Origin of the sequence: Candidatus Borkfalkia ceftriaxoniphila (assembly GCF_004134775.1) — a bacterium.
GTDB classification, from domain to species: Bacteria; Bacillota; Clostridia; order Christensenellales; family Borkfalkiaceae; genus Borkfalkia; species Borkfalkia ceftriaxoniphila.
On record NZ_SDOZ01000002.1, the window covers coordinates 1,360,236 to 1,375,984 of the forward strand.

Annotated in this window: 17 protein-coding genes; all 17 read left to right on the forward strand. The window is 53.6% G+C overall.

The window, feature by feature from the left end:
* Positions 1–3: 3 nt before the first annotated feature.
* The 17 genes from ESZ91_RS06365 to recO all read left to right on the forward strand — a co-directional run bounded on the left by ESZ91_RS06365 (position 4) and on the right by recO (position 15,684).
* Positions 4–1,020, forward strand: a complete 1,017-nt coding sequence (locus ESZ91_RS06365; protein ID WP_129225259.1) for a Ppx/GppA phosphatase family protein — start codon at positions 4–6, stop codon at positions 1,018–1,020.
* A 3-nt stretch (positions 1,021–1,023) separates the two neighbouring features.
* A complete protein-coding gene (ppk1, locus tag ESZ91_RS06370) occupies positions 1,024–3,084 on the forward strand; it encodes a polyphosphate kinase 1 (RefSeq protein WP_129225261.1) in 2,061 nt (686 codons plus the stop codon).
* A 106-nt stretch (positions 3,085–3,190) separates the two neighbouring features.
* Positions 3,191–4,288, forward strand: a complete 1,098-nt coding sequence (gene prfB / locus ESZ91_RS06375) for a peptide chain release factor 2 (protein ID WP_129225263.1) — start codon at positions 3,191–3,193, stop codon at positions 4,286–4,288.
* Position 4,289: 1 nt separating this feature from the next.
* The gene (locus ESZ91_RS06380) at positions 4,290–4,925 is read left to right on the forward strand and encodes a hypothetical protein (protein WP_129225265.1); all 636 of its coding nucleotides are present in this window, start codon (positions 4,290–4,292) and stop codon (positions 4,923–4,925) included.
* Between the two features lie 47 nt (positions 4,926–4,972).
* Complete coding sequence (gene tsaD, locus ESZ91_RS06385; RefSeq protein WP_129225267.1) at positions 4,973–6,031, forward strand: tRNA (adenosine(37)-N6)-threonylcarbamoyltransferase complex transferase subunit TsaD; 1,059 nt, start codon at positions 4,973–4,975, stop codon at positions 6,029–6,031.
* Between the two features lie 114 nt (positions 6,032–6,145).
* Complete coding sequence (locus tag ESZ91_RS06390) at positions 6,146–6,580, forward strand: hypothetical protein (protein WP_129225269.1); 435 nt, start codon at positions 6,146–6,148, stop codon at positions 6,578–6,580.
* A gap of 78 nt (positions 6,581–6,658) precedes the next feature.
* Entirely contained in the window at positions 6,659–7,285 is a 627-nt protein-coding gene (locus ESZ91_RS06395) for a M23 family metallopeptidase (protein WP_129225271.1), read from the forward strand.
* A gap of 196 nt (positions 7,286–7,481) precedes the next feature.
* The gene (locus ESZ91_RS06400) at positions 7,482–8,936 is read left to right on the forward strand and encodes a M1 family metallopeptidase (RefSeq protein ID WP_129225273.1); all 1,455 of its coding nucleotides are present in this window, start codon (positions 7,482–7,484) and stop codon (positions 8,934–8,936) included.
* 70 nt (positions 8,937–9,006) lie between these two features.
* Positions 9,007–9,204, forward strand: coding sequence for an FmdB family zinc ribbon protein (locus ESZ91_RS06405; protein WP_161971081.1), 198 nt, complete (start codon positions 9,007–9,009; stop codon positions 9,202–9,204).
* Between the two features lie 128 nt (positions 9,205–9,332).
* Positions 9,333–9,596: a YabP/YqfC family sporulation protein gene (locus ESZ91_RS06410; RefSeq protein ID WP_129225277.1), complete on the forward strand. Its 264-nt coding sequence runs from the start codon at positions 9,333–9,335 to the stop codon at positions 9,594–9,596.
* Complete coding sequence (locus ESZ91_RS06415) at positions 9,593–10,513, forward strand: sporulation protein YqfD (RefSeq protein WP_129225279.1); 921 nt, start codon at positions 9,593–9,595, stop codon at positions 10,511–10,513. Before ESZ91_RS06410 ends, ESZ91_RS06415 begins: the two co-directional genes overlap by 4 nt.
* Positions 10,514–10,574: 61 nt before the next feature.
* A complete protein-coding gene (locus ESZ91_RS06420; protein ID WP_129225281.1) occupies positions 10,575–11,507 on the forward strand; it encodes a PhoH family protein in 933 nt (310 codons plus the stop codon).
* The gene (locus ESZ91_RS06425; protein ID WP_129225283.1) at positions 11,504–12,991 is read left to right on the forward strand and encodes an HDIG domain-containing metalloprotein; all 1,488 of its coding nucleotides are present in this window, start codon (positions 11,504–11,506) and stop codon (positions 12,989–12,991) included. The genes ESZ91_RS06420 and ESZ91_RS06425 overlap by 4 nt, the downstream gene beginning before the upstream one ends.
* Positions 12,992–13,465 (forward strand): rRNA maturation RNase YbeY, encoded by a 474-nt coding sequence (ybeY, locus tag ESZ91_RS06430; protein WP_129225285.1) that lies wholly within the window; start codon positions 12,992–12,994, stop codon positions 13,463–13,465.
* Positions 13,462–14,361: a GTPase Era gene (gene era / locus ESZ91_RS06435; RefSeq protein ID WP_129225287.1), complete on the forward strand. Its 900-nt coding sequence runs from the start codon at positions 13,462–13,464 to the stop codon at positions 14,359–14,361. The genes ybeY and era overlap by 4 nt, the downstream gene beginning before the upstream one ends.
* 53 nt (positions 14,362–14,414) lie before the next feature.
* Positions 14,415–14,522 (forward strand): YqzL family protein, encoded by a 108-nt coding sequence (locus ESZ91_RS06440; RefSeq protein WP_129225289.1) that lies wholly within the window; start codon positions 14,415–14,417, stop codon positions 14,520–14,522.
* 436 nt (positions 14,523–14,958) lie between these two features.
* Positions 14,959–15,684: a DNA repair protein RecO gene (gene recO, locus ESZ91_RS06445; RefSeq protein WP_129225291.1), complete on the forward strand. Its 726-nt coding sequence runs from the start codon at positions 14,959–14,961 to the stop codon at positions 15,682–15,684.
* Positions 15,685–15,749: the final 65 nt, after the last annotated feature.

A 15,749-nucleotide genomic window follows, 5' to 3' on the forward strand; every position in this document is an offset into this window, starting at 1 on the left:
TTTATGAAATATTCCATCATTGATATCAGTTCGAGCAGCCTTTCCATGATCGTCGCGGAGATCGACGGCGCAAAAGCGGAGATCGTATTCAAAGACCGTGTCCCTCTCTTTCTTTTTCCGCATTTCGACGGAAAAAATCTGTCCGAGCACGGGCTGAACAAACTGACGGGCGAGCTGAAAGAATTTCAGCAAAAGTGCGCGCAGTTTCATGCGGAGCGCTGTTACGTTATTTCCACGGCGGCGCTGCGCCTCATTGAAAATTTCAACGAGGTGCAAAAGACGGTGGAAGAAAAACTCGGCCTGCCCGTCAATTTTCTCGACGGCGCCACCGAGGCGTACTGCGATCTGGCTGCGAACGCCTATTATCAGACATACGAGCGCGCGGTGCTTGTAGACCTCGGCGGCAAGAGCATCGAGATCTGCGATTTTTCCAAGAACGCGAAAGAGGAGATGGCGTATCTCGATTTCGGGCTTCTGGATCTCAACCGCAAATTCGTGAAAAAGTTGCAGCCCGACGAAAACGAGGCGAAAGAGATCAAAAAATATATCAAGGGCCGTTTCGACGAGGCGGGCATTCCCAAAAAGGGCGCCTTTTCCACCGTCGTTCTGGTGGGCGCGACCAACTGCGCCGTCTACGACGTGTACGCCGATTACGCGAAGTGTTCCCGTGAGGAAGAGAGCAAGATCATCGACCGCAAAACGTTCAAAAATCTGACCAAAAATTTGCTTGTCGGCGCCGACCGTTCCAGCCTCATTCTCAACAACGCGCCGGAAAAACTCTTTCTCATCGGGCCCGCGGCGATCGTTCTGCGCAATCTCTTCAAACGGTTCGACGCGGACAATATCGTGGTGAGCGAGCGCGGCGTCAAGGAAGGATATTTACAACTGATCCTCGACGGGAAAGAGTCGGGAAGATATTATGATTTTACGAGCGATCGGATCTGCGGCGGCGAAAAAAAGCGTCGCGGCCGCCCGAAAAAGACCGCCGATACGGAAGGGGAACAAAAAGGGAGTGAGTAAAAGGTGACCGAAAAGACGAGAAGCCGATTTATCAACGATATTTACGTCAACCGCGAATACAGTTGGCTGCTGTTCGACAAGCGCGTTTTGGAGCAATCGCAGGATCTTTCGAATCCGCTGTTGGAGCGGTGCAAATTTTTATCCATATTCAGTTCTAATCTGGACGAATTTTTTATGGTGCGCGTCGGGAGTTTATACAACGAGAGCCTGTCCGACGCCCAGGCGCGCGACAATAAGACGCAACTGACCGCCGCAAAGCAGTTGGAGGGCGTGTGCGAGACGGTCAGAGATCTGTACGCCGAGCGCGCCGTGTGCTATTTTCGGCTCAAAAAGGAACTTTCCAAGTACGGCGTGCGCATTCTGCGCGCGGACGAGTTGACGCCGCGCCAGAAGGAGGAGGCGAGAACTGTGTTCATGACGCACGTTCTGCCCCTTTTGTCGCTGATGGTGCTGGATGCGAAACACCCGCTGATGCAGTTCGAAAACATGAAAAACTATATGTTGTACGATCTCGAACGGGACGGGCGGCGCATGGTGGGCGTGATGGCGTTCAACGCCGCGCTCGACAGGCTGTACCGTATCGGCGGGGGCGAAAAGGCGCGCCTCGTGCCGCTCGAAGAACTCGTGCGCGCGTTCGGGCACAATGCCTTTACCGGTTACACCGCGGGCGGCAGAATGATGATGCGCGTCACGCGCAACGCCGATTTCGACACGAATATCGACGATTCCGACGTCGAGCGCGATTTTTCCGAGATCATGAAAAAAAAGGTGGAGTCGCGCGCCCGCCTCAACGTGGTGCGGCTGGAAATCGACAGAGAAGACGAAAAACTCAAAGAATTCGTTTTGAAACTTCTGAAACTGCATCCCCGTTTCTGCTTTTGTGACGAGCGGTTTTTCGACTATAAATTCATGTTTTCGCTGGATAAATATCTGCCGCCCGAACGCAGCCTTCCCCTCAAATATCCGCCCTTCAAGGGCGCCGTCGCCAAGGAACTTTGCGGCGCGCCCTCGCTCATCGAAACGGTATTCCGCCGCGACGTGTTTTTATCCTATCCCTACGACAGCATGACGCCTCTCGTCGATCTGTTGGAGGAATGCGCCCTCGACAAACGGGTGACATCCATCAAGATCACCATATATCGACTGGCGCACCATTCGCGCATTGCCGAACTTTTGTGCAAGGCGAGCGAAAACGGCAAGCAGGTGACCGTAGTCATCGAACTGTGCGCCCGTTTCGACGAAGAAAACAATATGTATTTCGCGGGCAAATTGCAGGAGGCGGGCTGCACCATCATATACGGCATGGAAAACTACAAGGTGCATTCCAAGATCGTTTCGGTCGTGCTCAAAGAGGGGGAACAGATCCGCTATATCACGCACCTCGGCACGGGCAACTACAACGAATCGACGAGCAAACAGTACACCGATCTCAACATCATCACCGCGGACGAAAAGATCGGCGAGGACGCGGCGGCGTTTTTCCGCAACATAGCCATCTGCAACACCGAGTTTACGTATAACCGCCTTCTGGTCGCGCCCGAAACGCTGAAAAGCGGGCTGACCGCGCTCATCGACCGCGAGATCGAAAAGGCGAAGGCGGGAGGCGAAGGCGCCATCCTCTGCAAGATGAACAGCCTGACCGACAAGACCATGATCGACAAGTTTGCCGAGGCGAGTTGCGCGGGGGTGAAGATAGACCTCATTATCCGCGGCATATGCTGTCTGCTTCCGGGTATTCCGCAAAAGACGGATAATATCCGCGTGATCAGTATCGTGGGGCGGTTTCTGGAACATTCGCGCGTCTATTCCTTCGGCAAGGGCGAAGATCGCACGACGTACATTTCCAGCGCGGATCTGATGACGCGCAATACCGATAAGCGCGTAGAGATCGCCGCGCCCGTGCTCGACCGTCAGATCGCCGACAAGATCGAAAAAATCCTCAGGATCATGCTGGCGGACAACGTCAAGGCGAAAAAACTTTGCCCCGATGGGAGATACCGCAAAGTGGAAACGCTGGGCGAGACCATCGACGCGCAGAGTTACTTTTTAAAAAATCCGCTGTAAAGGCGGGAAAGACGGCGGGAATACCCGCCGTCTTTCGTTTTATTGACAACCCGTGCCGATTGTGCTATAATCGGTCTGAATAAAAAATTTGGAAAGATTGGTAAATATGTTTAAAGCGGACGATTACAGACTGAAGATCAAGGCGCTGGGCGCCACGTTGGAAGAAACTGCCGAGGCGTTGGATATCGGGGGGCTTACTTCGCAACTTGCCGCGCTCAAAACCGAGCAGGAAGATCCCGAAGTTTGGCAGGATCTGGAAAGATCCAAAAAAATAGGGCGCGAAGTTTCGTCCGTGGAATCCAAGATCGCCTCCTACGAAAAGAGCAAAAAGGCCGTCGACGACGTGAACGAAGTCATCGACCTCGTCGAAGAAACGGGCGAAGAGGAACTTGTGGCGGAACTGGACGGCCTGATCGCCGCCGCCGAGTCGGACATTGAGGAATTGCGTATCCGCGCCCTTCTCCGCGGCAAATACGACAACTATAACGCGCTTTTAACGCTGCATTCGGGTGCGGGCGGCACGGAAAGTTGCGACTGGGTATCCATGCTTTACCGTATGTATTGCCGTTATGCCGAAAAGAACGGTTTCAAGGTCGTGGAACTCGACCGTCTGGACGGCGACGAGGCGGGCATCAAGAGCGTGGATTTCAAGATCGAGGGCGAAAACGCCTACGGCTATCTGAAAGCGGAAAAGGGCGTGCACCGCCTTGTTCGTATTTCCCCGTTCGACGCGAACAAGCGCCGCCATACCTCGTTCGCCTCGCTGGAAGTCATGCCCGAGATCGAGGACGACGGCGACGTGGAGATCCGTGCGGAAGATCTCAAAGTAACCACCTTCCGCTCGTCGGGCGCGGGCGGCCAGCACGTCAACAAGACGGAATCCGCCATCCGCATCCAACACATTCCTTCGGGCATCGTCGTTTCCTGCCAGAACGAGCGTTCGCAGATCCAGAACCGCGAAATGGCGATGAAGATGCTCAGAAGCAAACTCATCGAACTTCGCGAGAGCGAGCGCATGGAAAAGGAACAGAACATCAAGGGCGAGATCAAAAAGATCGAGTGGGGCAGTCAGATCAGAAGTTACGTATTCTGTCCGTACACGCTCGTCAAAGACCATCGCACGGGCTGCGAATCGGGCAACATTTCCGCGGTGATGGACGGCGATATCGAACAATTCATCGTGGATTATCTGAAGAAGAGTTGATATGAAAACACATTATTTTTCCAACTTCCGCCGCGGCGCGCAAACCGCGCTTTCGCTCGTTTTGGGCGGAATGTTTCTGATCCTCGGAACGGTGGAACTTCTCTATCTCAATAAAATATGGGGCGCCGTATTCGTCGCCGTCGGCGCGCTCGTCGTACTCGTTCCGCAGTTCACCATCCATGCTGGCTACACGTACAGAGAGGGTGTCATCCGCGTGAATAAGGGCTTTTTCTCGGTGAGCGAAATGAAAGCGGCGGAGATTCCCGTACTGCTTATCACCGTGTACGACGCCTATAAACAGTGGAAGGGGTTCAAACCCGTCTATACGACGGTGAACGGCGAACGGAAGATCGTGCCCGCGCTTTTATTGCTCGGCGGCGTGAAAGAGCGCGATCTGGAACTGTGCGATACCCGCTGCAACGCGAAAATCTGCTGTAAAGAAACGCTCAAAGGGGAAATGTTTTTGAATTTCCGCTTTCTCGAACAAATTTTAAACGCGGGATTCGCGGGTAAAATTTATATCAACGAACCCGTATATCTTTCCTATCAGGCGCAGTTCGACGCGCTCTTAAGCGAAGAAAACAAGGATAACACCGTGGTGTTCCGCCGCACGGGCGGGAACGCGGGACAAAAATAAATGCGGCGCACGCCGCATTTTGCATGCCCGCAAGGGCGGAGGTCTGCATGACGTATTCGGAAAAAACCGCGCGCGTTTCTTTGAAGGACGCGCCGCTCATACTCGGCATCGAAAGTTCGTGCGACGAAACGGCGGCGGCGATCGTCCGCGGACGCACGCTTCTGTCCGACGAGATCATCTCTTCCGCTTCCGTACAGGCGGAATACGGCGGCGTCGTGCCCGAGATCGCCTCCCGCGCGCATACCGAGGCGATCGACGAAGTCGTGCGCCGCGCGCTCAAAAACGCGGGCGTATCGCTCGGCGAAGTGGACGCGGTCGCGGTCACCTACGGAGCGGGACTGATGGGTGCGCTTCTCGTGGGGCTGTCCTTTGCCAAGTCGCTCGCCTTTACGCTTGGGGTGCCGCTTCTGGGCGTCAACCATATCCGCGGTCACATGGCGGCGGCGTATCTCGCCGATCCCGCGCTCGAACCGCCCTTCGTCACCCTGCTCGCGAGCGGCGGTCACACCGCGATCCTGTACACGCAGTCATACGATTCCTTTACCATTTTAGGCTCTACCCGCGACGATGCGGCGGGCGAGGCGTTCGACAAGGCGGCGCGCGTTCTGGGACTGCCTTATCCCGGCGGGCCGAATATCGAAAGGCTGGCGCGGGAAGGGGAGAACAATATCGTCTTTCCCAAAATGCTGAAAGGCGAGAGCGGCTACGAATTTTCTTACAGCGGTTTAAAGACCGCCGTCATCAACTATTGCCACACCAAAGAGCAGAAGGGCGAACCTATATGCCGCGCCGACGTGGCGGCGTCCTTTCAGGCGAGCGCGGTGAACGTTCTCGTGGAGCGCGCCGTGCGCGCGGCTAAGGAATATAAGGTGAACACGATCGCCGCGGGCGGCGGCGTCGTCGCCAACGGATATCTCAGAGAACGGCTGCAAAGCGCCTGCGGCGAGGCGGGGCTGAAACTGATCCTGCCCGAAAAGCGCTATTGCACGGATAACGCCGCCATGATCGCGGCGGAAGGGCTCGTACAGTATCGGCGGCGGAATTTTGCGCCTCTCTCCCTCAACGCGGCGGCGCATATCCCGCTCGGCAAAAAAGGAAAACAATAATACGTAAAAAGCGCGGAACGAAAATTCGTTCCGCGCTTTTTTTGCGATGAAGGTATAAATCCGAAAATATCTGACGATAAAGGAGAGGACAAATCCATCGGGAGAACACAGAAAATGCTTAAAAAACGACTGGCGGTGTTCGCGCTCGCCGCAATGTGCCTCATGCTCGCGGCGCTGCCGCAGATTATGAATAAATCCCTGCTCTTCAAAAAAGGTACGAGTTATACCCTCTATGCGGGCAGCGTCAGTTCCAACGCGCGGATGATCGTGTGCGGCGAGGGGAAGGAATTTTTGACCAAACTCTTTACCAGAGAGGTCACGGGCGAAAGCGCCGCCTATGCCGACAAAGGCGCGGCTTTTTTCGAAGCGGAGCGGCTCGAAACCCGCTTTCTCATCGAGGAGAGCGCGGCGGGCGTCACCAATTATTACGGCTATTCCCCCCGCCTTTCGGGCGGCGTAACGCTCTTTGGCGAGCGGATCAACGTACACGTCGCCGTTTCCGAACGCGGCTCCGCCATCGGCAGTCCGCTCATCTTCGGCGGATATTAAAAAAAATTTTGCGGATCGCGTATAAATAAAAAATTTGTGTCAACAATCTACCTATCAAAAATTTTTCGGAGGAATGTTATGAAAGAAAAAAAGACAACCGACGCAGCGGTGAAAAAAAGAAACCTTTACTTTATCATCATTGCGGTCTGCGTGCTTTTGCTCGCGGCGGTGACTGTATTTACCGTTTTGATCGCGACGGACCGTCCCGGTACCAGTATCGATAATCCCGGCGGAAACGGCGGCGAAGAACCCGGACCCGGTCCCGACGAGCCTACGGATACGGAGATCGTATTCTCCATGCCTGTCGCGAACGCCACGGTCAAGACGACCTATTCGTTCTGGTATAATTCGACGCTCAACAAGTATTGCCTGCATACGGGCATCGACTTTGCGGCGGAAGCGGGCACCAAGGTGTGCGCTGCGTACGGCGGCAAGATCGAGAGCATCACGGACGATCTTCTGGAAGGCGGCAAGATCGTGATCGACCACGGCGACGGGTTGAAGACCGTCTATTCGTCCATCGACGTCAACTCTTCCATGAAAGTGGGCGCGAGCGTCAGCGCGGGCGATCAGATCGGCACCGTTTCGGCAACGACGGACGTAATGGGCAAGGAATACAACGAGGGTTCGCACCTTCATTTCGAAACGATGGAAAACGACCAGTTTATCAATCCCACGGCCTACCTCGACATCGAAGAAAAATAATCGCATACACGAAATCGGGTTTTGGAACAGACGACAGTTTGCATAAAACCAATCCTCATTTCTCCCTTCTTAAATAAAGAGCGGGGGCGCGGAAATTTCCGCGCCCCCGCTCTTTCATATATTGAAAAACCGCGACATACAATATACCAATAAATAAGAGGACAAAGCCCCGCAATAGGGGCGGGAGGGTTCTGTTTTGTTGAAACGAGGTTTGAGTTTACTGTTTGCGGCGGCGCTTATCTTAGGCGCGCTGTCCTTTACCGCCTGCAAGAAGAACGACGCGGAGCGCTGCGAGTACGATATTTACGCCACGTACGACGAGGCGTCCCGTTCGCTTTCGGGCGAAATGGCGTTCACCTATTATAACTACACCGATACGGAAATATCCGAACTGAAATTCAATCTGTTCGGCAACGCCTTCCGCGAGGATTCCAAGTACCGCCCCGTTTCTTCGGGCTATACCGCCAAAGCGTATTACGACGGCGCGAGTTACGGCAATATGAAAGTGAACGACGTGCGCGGCGACGTTTCCGAATGGGACATTGCGGGGCTGGACGAAAATATTCTGACCGTCACGCTGTCCGAAAGCGTGTTCCCCGACGAGCAGTGCAGTCTGGAGATCGTCTATACGCTCGAACTTGCCAAGGTCAATCACCGCACGGGCGTCACCGAACATGCGGTCAATCTTTCCAATTTCTATCCCCAGTTGTGCGCCTACGACAACGGATTTTACGAGTGCGAATATTATGCGGCGGGCGATCCTTTTTACAGCGAATGCGCCGATTATTCGGTGAAACTGGTCGCGGATTCCGACTACGTCGTCGCTTCCAGCGGCAAACAGACGGGCGAGCGCGCTTTGGGCGGCAACACCGAAAGGAGTTACGAACTGCAAAACGCGCGCGATTTCTGTTTCGTCATGAGCAAGGATTTTCAGGTGCTCAAAAAAGATACGGGCAAAGCGGAAGTTTCCTATTACTATTACCGCGACGAAAAAGCGGAAGAATCTTTGAATATCGCGTGCGAGAGCATCGAATATTTCTCGCAGACTTTCGGCGCGTATCCCTATTCCACCTACGCAGCGGTGCAGACGGGCTTTTGCTACGGCGGCATGGAATATCCGGGGCTTTCCATGATCAGCGACGCGCTCGACGATCTCAACAACAAATACACCATCGTGCACGAAACGGCGCACCAGTGGTGGTATTCGGCGGTGGGCAGTAACCAACTTGAAAACGCGTGGATGGACGAAGGGCTGGCGGAATACTCCACGGTCATGTTTTTCGAAAACTATCCCGCGTACGGACTGGAACGCAAGAATCTCGTGCAGTCGGCATATTCGGCATATAAGGCGTTTTTCGACGTGTACGCCCAGTTGTTCGGCGAAACGGACACCACGATGAACCGCAAACTGGATCAATTTGGCGGCGAGTACGAATACGTCAACGTGACCTACAATAAGGGGCTCATCCTGTTCGATAACCTGCGCGAAGCCCTGGGCGATAAAAAGTTCACGAACGCGTTAAAGCGCTATTATAACGAATTCTGTTATAAAATCGCAAAGCCCGAAGATATGGTTTCCTGTTTCGAAAAAGTGGGCGTAGACGTGGCGGGATTCTTCGCTTCCTACGTCGAGGGGAAAGCGGTCATTTAAATTCGGTTGTCAAATCCGAAAATTTGTATTACAATAGATGGGCGGAATAAAAAATTTCGAGGTGAAGATTATGCCCCTGTTGCAGTACAAGTGCGCAAAATGCGGCGAAAAGTTCGAAGAGTTGGTAAAGACGTACACGGACGAAGTGAAATGTCCGCGGTGCGGGGAGCGCTGCGGGCGCGATTACAGCGGCTGCGTCTATTCCGCAACGGGTACGAAGAGCAAAAAATGCAGCGGAAACTGTAAGACGTGCGGCGGCTGCCGTTAACGCTCCGGCGGAAATCGCCGTTTCCCTTTCAAACGAACAATAAAAAACCCGACGGCATATGCCGTCGGGTTTTTTTATGATAAATACGCCCCTTTGCGCATACACTAATATATACGGAGGAATATCTTATGAAACTGTTCGACGAGATCATGCGCCGTCTCGGCGCCGACGAAGAACTCGTGTTCAACGGCGTGAAATACGTAGTGTTCGACGGCCGCTGCGGGTACTTTGAAAACGTAAAGGGCATCGGCGATTTTTCCGGCGAGGCCGTGGAGATCTTACTGAAAAAAGGAAAACTGCTCGTGTCGGGCAAAAATTTATACATCCGCCGCTTTGTCGAAGGCGACCTCGCCGTGTACGGGCAGATCGAAAGCGTCGCGAGGGCGGAATGAAAGCGCTGACCATGTTCGATCGTTACGAGATCACCTCTCTGACCGTAAACCGCGCCGTCAATAAACTCGCGCGCGCGGGCATAGAGGTCTTCAACGTACGCAAAACAGGCAAAACCCGCATAAGATTATCCATCCGTGCAAAAGATTCCGAAAAATTTTTTGCAATTTTTCACGGTTCGTGTTATACTATAAATAAATTGAAAGACAGGGGACTCAAAAGACTCGCCGTATGGGCGCTCTGCCGCGTGGGCGTGCTCGTCGGGATCGCGCTCTTCTGCCTTACCGTCTTTCTTTCGGGCGCCCTCGTTTTCAAAGTCGAAGTGGTCGGCAGCGGCAGCCATTACCGCGAGGAGGTCTGCGCCCTCTTATCCCGGGCGGGACTTTCGCCATTTTCTCCCTATTCGGAGGAACGCGCGCAAAATGCCCGCGCGGGCATTCTCGATCTGCCCGCCGTCAGTTTCTGCTCGGTGCAGAAAAAGGGCGGCGTCATCGTCGTCGGCGTGGAAGTCAACGCCGAAACGCCCGCAAAAGTTTCCGCGCGCTCGCTGGAAGCCGCCTTTTCGGGCAAGATCTTACAACTCGTCTGTATCCGCGGCACGCCCCTTTATAAAGAGGGCGATACGGTCGAAAAGGGCGCCACGCTCGTGGCGGGCTACGTCGATTACGGGGAGAGCGGCGCCGTGCGGCGCGAGGTCGCGGCGATCGCCAAAGCCGTGCTCGAATGCGAGCTTTCCTACGAGTACGAGAGCAAGGAAGAGAGCGACAAGGCGCTCGCAGACGCGTATGCCGCCGCGACGTTAGAGATCGGCGACGCGGAAATATTGGAAAAAAGCGCGGACGTGCGCGCGGAAAACGGCGCGTTCGTATATGAAATACATATCCGTTACGCCGCTACGTTTGCGGTGAATATGGATTGACACGGAGGAATTTTTTACGGAACTTTATAAAGCGATCGTCGACGCGGGAACTCTTGACGCCATGCAGAAACTTCTCGGCACGTTCGATGAAAATTTAAATATCATTACGCGCGAACTTTCCGTATCCGCGGCCGTGGACGGGGCGACGCTCCGCCTTTCGGGGCAGCGGGAGGACGTGGAAGTGGCGAAAAAGGTGTTCGACGGGCTGTTGAAACTGATCGCCGCGAACGAGCCTTTCGACAAGAGCCGCATCGTCTACTGCATCGAACTTGCGAGAGAGGGCGGATTCGAGGGCATCGAAAAGGTGATGAGCGGCGTGGTGGCGATCACTTCGCGCGGAAAACAGATCAAGTGCAAGACGGTGGGGCAGAAAAAATACGTGGACGCCATCCGCAACAACACGGTCGTGTTCGGCATCGGTCCCGCGGGCACGGGCAAGACCTATCTCGCCGTGTGCCAGGCGGTCTCCGCGTTCAAGGGCAAGCAGGTGGAAAAGATCATCCTCACCCGCCCCGCGGTGGAGGCGGGCGAAAAACTCGGTTTCCTTCCCGGCGATCTGCAGACGAAAGTCGATCCCTACCTGCGCCCTTTATACGACGCGTTGCAGGAACTGTTCGGTCTGGAAACGTACCAGAAACATATGGAAAAAGGCGTCATCGAAGTGGCGCCGCTCGCCTATATGCGCGGCCGTACGCTGTCCAACGCCTTTATCATTCTGGACGAGGCGCAGAATACCACCAAAGAACAGATGAAAATGTTTCTGACGCGCATGGGCGACGGTTCAAAAATGGTCATCACGGGCGACGTCACGCAGATCGATCTCCCCGAGGGCAAAAAGAGCGGCTTAAAGCACGCCGTTTCCATATTGAAGAATATCGAAGGCATCGAAACGGTGACGCTGACCAGCAAGGACGTGGTGCGCCACCCGCTCGTCATGCAGATCGTGCGTGCCTATGAAAAGGAAAGTACAAAGGATGTGAGAACGCAAAGATGATGTATTCGGAAATGGTCGAAGGGAAAAAGTTCACGCGCAAATCGGGCGTGCAGAGCGCGTTTCTGTTTTTGTTCAATTACGTGCTCTTGCTGCTCGTGATCACTTTTTTTATCTTTTTGAATTCTCTGGAAAAGCAAGCGGATAGTTTCATCGGTTTTTTCAGCAACCAGCCCAATAATATTATCTATCTGGCGTCCAGCATCTTCATGCTGTATCTCGCTATTTACCTCTACTATCTGTTCGAGGATAAGAATTTTCTCGCCACGCCGAAAAATATCTTTCTGCTCTTTTCGGTTCTGGGCGTGTGCATCGTGGTTTGCTATTTTTTCAGTTATTTTTTCAATATCTACGCCCGTCCGATCGGGCTTTTAGCGCTTCTGGCGCTCCTCCTTTTGGGTATGCGCGACGCGATATTCCTGAATATCATCTTCGCGCTGATGATGTTTTCCATCGATAACTTCACGAATTTTTCCACCGATTACGTGGTCGCGCTCAACTGCACGCCGCTCATCACCTTTACGGCGGGCATGGTCGCCATCTTCGCGGGCAGCAAAGTCAAAACGCGCCTACGCTCCTTTTTGCTCGGTTTCGTCATCTGCATTCCCATACTCATCATGGCGGTATGCCTCGAATACGGAAAGGGGAGCGATATGGTCTATCTCCTTCTGTTCGGGGTAGAGGCGGGCATACTCTCCTCGGTGCTCTTTATGGCGTTTTTGCCCGTGTACGAAATGTGTTTCAACTGCGTCACCGATTATCGGCTCAGGGAACTGACCGACCACGATGCGCCGCTCATGCGAGAGATGAAAGACCGCGCCATGGGTACGTTCAACCACAGCATCGTCGTCGCGCACCTCGCGGAAGCGTGCGCCATCGCGCTCAACGAAGATACCGCGCTCGCCCGCGCCGTGGCGTACTATCACGACGTGGGAAAACTGCGCCAGCCCGAATACTTTACGGAAAATCAGGTTGGATTCAACCCGCACAGCGAACTTTCGCCCGAACTTTCGGTGGATATCATCCGTTCGCACGCCAAAGACGGGTACGAACTCATCCGTTCCAAGCATCTGCCGCAGATCCTTGCGGACGTGGCGTTGCAGCATCACGGCACCATGCCCATCAAATATTTCTATGCGCGCGCACTCAAAATGACCGACGGCGAACTGAATATCGAGGACTTTTCCTATCCCGGCCCCAAGCCGCAGACGAAGATCGCGGCGATCATCATGATCGCGGACGCGAGCGAGGCGATCAGCCGCACGCTCCCCGACCGTTCGCCCGAAAACGTGGAAACGGCGGTGCGCGAGATCATCGAAGAGCGCATGGACCTCGAACAGTTCGACGAGTGCGACGTTACGATGAAGGATCTGAGCATCATCAAGGAAACCATCGTAAACTGCCTGTCGGGCGTGTACCACAGCCGCGTGCAGTACCCGAAATTGAAAATCAAACACCCCGAACCCCACAAAGAGGAGGAAAAATAAATGGCGCGATTCATACTCGACTGCGAGGACGAAGAAATAGACAAAGAGGCGCTCGCCGCCGCTCTTTCGGACGAGGCGAATAGCGATACCGCCCTTTCCGCGGAGATCGTATTCACCGACGGCGCGGCCATGCAAAAACTCAACGCGGAGGCGCGCGGCGTGGACGCCGTGACCGACGTTCTCAGTTTTCCGAATTTAGACGAAATCAAAAACAGGGAGATCAAAGGGGAAGATTTCCCTTTCGATCGCGACGAGGCGGGCAACCTGTTTTTGGGTTCAATCATCATCTGCCGCGAACGGGCGGCGGAGCAGGCAACGGAGTTCGGGCATTCGTTAAAGCGCGAATATTACTATCTCGCCGTGCACGGCATGTGCCATCTTCTGGGATACGATCACGTGAACGAGGACGAAAAGCGGGAAATGCGGGAAAAGGAAGAGAAAATTTTGCAGAAATTGGGAGTTACAAGAGAATGAAGAGCGGATATACGGCGGTCGTAGGGCGCGCCAACGCGGGCAAAAGCACGCTGATCAACGTACTGGTGGGCGAAAAGATCGCCATCGTTTCCCCCAAACCGCAGACCACGCGCGACCGCATTTTGGGCGTTCTGACCGAAGAGGGCGCGCAGATCGTGTTCGTGGACACCCCGGGCATCTACCGTTCGGCAAACGCGCTCTCCGACATGATGATGCGCACGGCGGAAACTTCCGCAAAGGACGTGGATCTCGTCCTGTATGTGCACGACGGGCACAAGGGGATTTCCGAAGAGGATATTTCCCTCATGAAAAAATATAAAAATTTCGGGATCCCCATGATGATCGCCTATACTAAGACGGATATCATGCCCGAAGAAAAAATTCCCGCCGACGCGAAACTTTTGTTCGAGGCGGGCATCGACTGCGACGTGTGCCCCGTTTCCGCGCGCAAGGGGAAGAACATCGCCAAACTGAAAGCGTTGATTCTGGAAAGACTGCCCGAAGGGGACAAACTGTTCCCCGACGACGTGGTGTCCGATAAATCGGAAAAGTTCATGATCGCGGAGATCATGCGCGAAAAAATTCTTCTGAAATACGACAAAGAGATCCCGCACGGCGTCGCGGTCCTCATCAACAAATTCGAAAAGCGCGAGGGGAAAAACCTGTACGATATCGATCTGGACATCATCTGCGAAAAGCCCAACCACAAGGCGATTCTGATCGGCAAGCAGGGCAAGGCTCTCAAAGAAACGCTCTCGTTCGCGCGGCAGGGTATGGAAGAGTTTCTCGAAGCCAAGGTATTTCTGACCGCCTATATCAAAGTGCGCGACGACTGGCGCGACAAGGCGAACCTGTTAAAAGAGTACGGCTACGAAGATTTGAAAGATTCGCTGTAATTTTATGAATAGACGGCGCGTTCCCTTCCCATACTGTTTATAGGGAGGAGAATATGGCCAATTTCATGAGAGATAACGACGCGTCGAAACTCGCGTGGGACATGTTTGAAAAAACGGGAAATCTTTCCTATTACATGCTGTACAAAGAACTGAAAAAGTAAAAAGGAGCGCCCGATTTCGGGCGCTCTTTTCATTTGATTTTGAACTCGTCCACTTCTTCTGCCAAAATCTGCCGTACGGCGGTCGTTTCCAGCATTAAATCGTATCATTTTTTTAAAGCGAAATTTCGTTCCTTTCTCTGTAAACGCCAATCGATCGGTTCCCATTTTTCGCATTCGTCGTGCTTTTTGCAGGTTTCGCCGCTCAATTTGCATAAACCGCAGTTGGTTCAGTCAAATCGGAAATTCGCTTTGACATAGTATGCCCTGTAATGATTGCAATTCAAACATTCTTTGTCCATTTTGTGCTCCTTAAGTTGATTTGTTAATATTATAATATAAAGATTTCATTTTTGCATGGAGTCTTAGAATTCTAAGACAAAAAATTACTTGCCAATCGAGCGCGTTTCAATTATAATAAACTGCGAAAGGAAAATCTATGGAAGAAAAAGTAGACGCGCTCGTGCTGCGGAGCATCGATTATAAGGATAACGACAAAATACTCACGCTCTTCACGCTGCAAAACGGCAAAGTGACCGCGGCGGCGAAAGGGGTGAAAAAAGCGGGCGCGCGGCTGAAATTCGCCGCGCAGCCTTTTTGTTTCGCCGAATACGTGCTCGCGAAAAAGGGCGAGCGCCGCACCGTCATTTCCGCCGCCAATACCGACGGATTTTACGCCCTCCGCGAGGATATCGAAAAATTCTACGCCGCCTGCGCGGTGTGCGAGGTGTGCGACGCGCTGCTCTTCGAGGGCATCGTCAACGAGGAACTCTTTCTCTACGCCGTGAACGCCCTCAAAAATATGTGCGGAGGGGACGCCGCCGAAGAACTCGTCCGCTTTCTCATCGGCGCGCTGCGCCTCTCGGGGTATATGCTCTCGTTGGAGGCCTGCGCAGACTGCGGCGGCATTCTGGAAGGGCGGGTGTATTTCGACGTCGCGGGCGGCTGCTTTTACTGCGCGGAATGCGCCAAGGGCGCGGGCACGGGCGAAAATACTTATAACTTTTTGCGGAAATGTTCGGATTTATCCTATCTTCCCGAAAAGATCGACAAGGCCGCCGAAAGCCGCGCGCTCAAACTTTTAAAAGTCTATTTCCGCGACAAGACGGATACCGAACTCCGCTCGCTCGACGAATATATCCGCCTGCTCGGCTCGGAATCGTAAAAATTGTGTAAAGTTTTGATTTTCGGGACGGAATTGCTTGAAATTATCTGCGTTTTATATTAAAA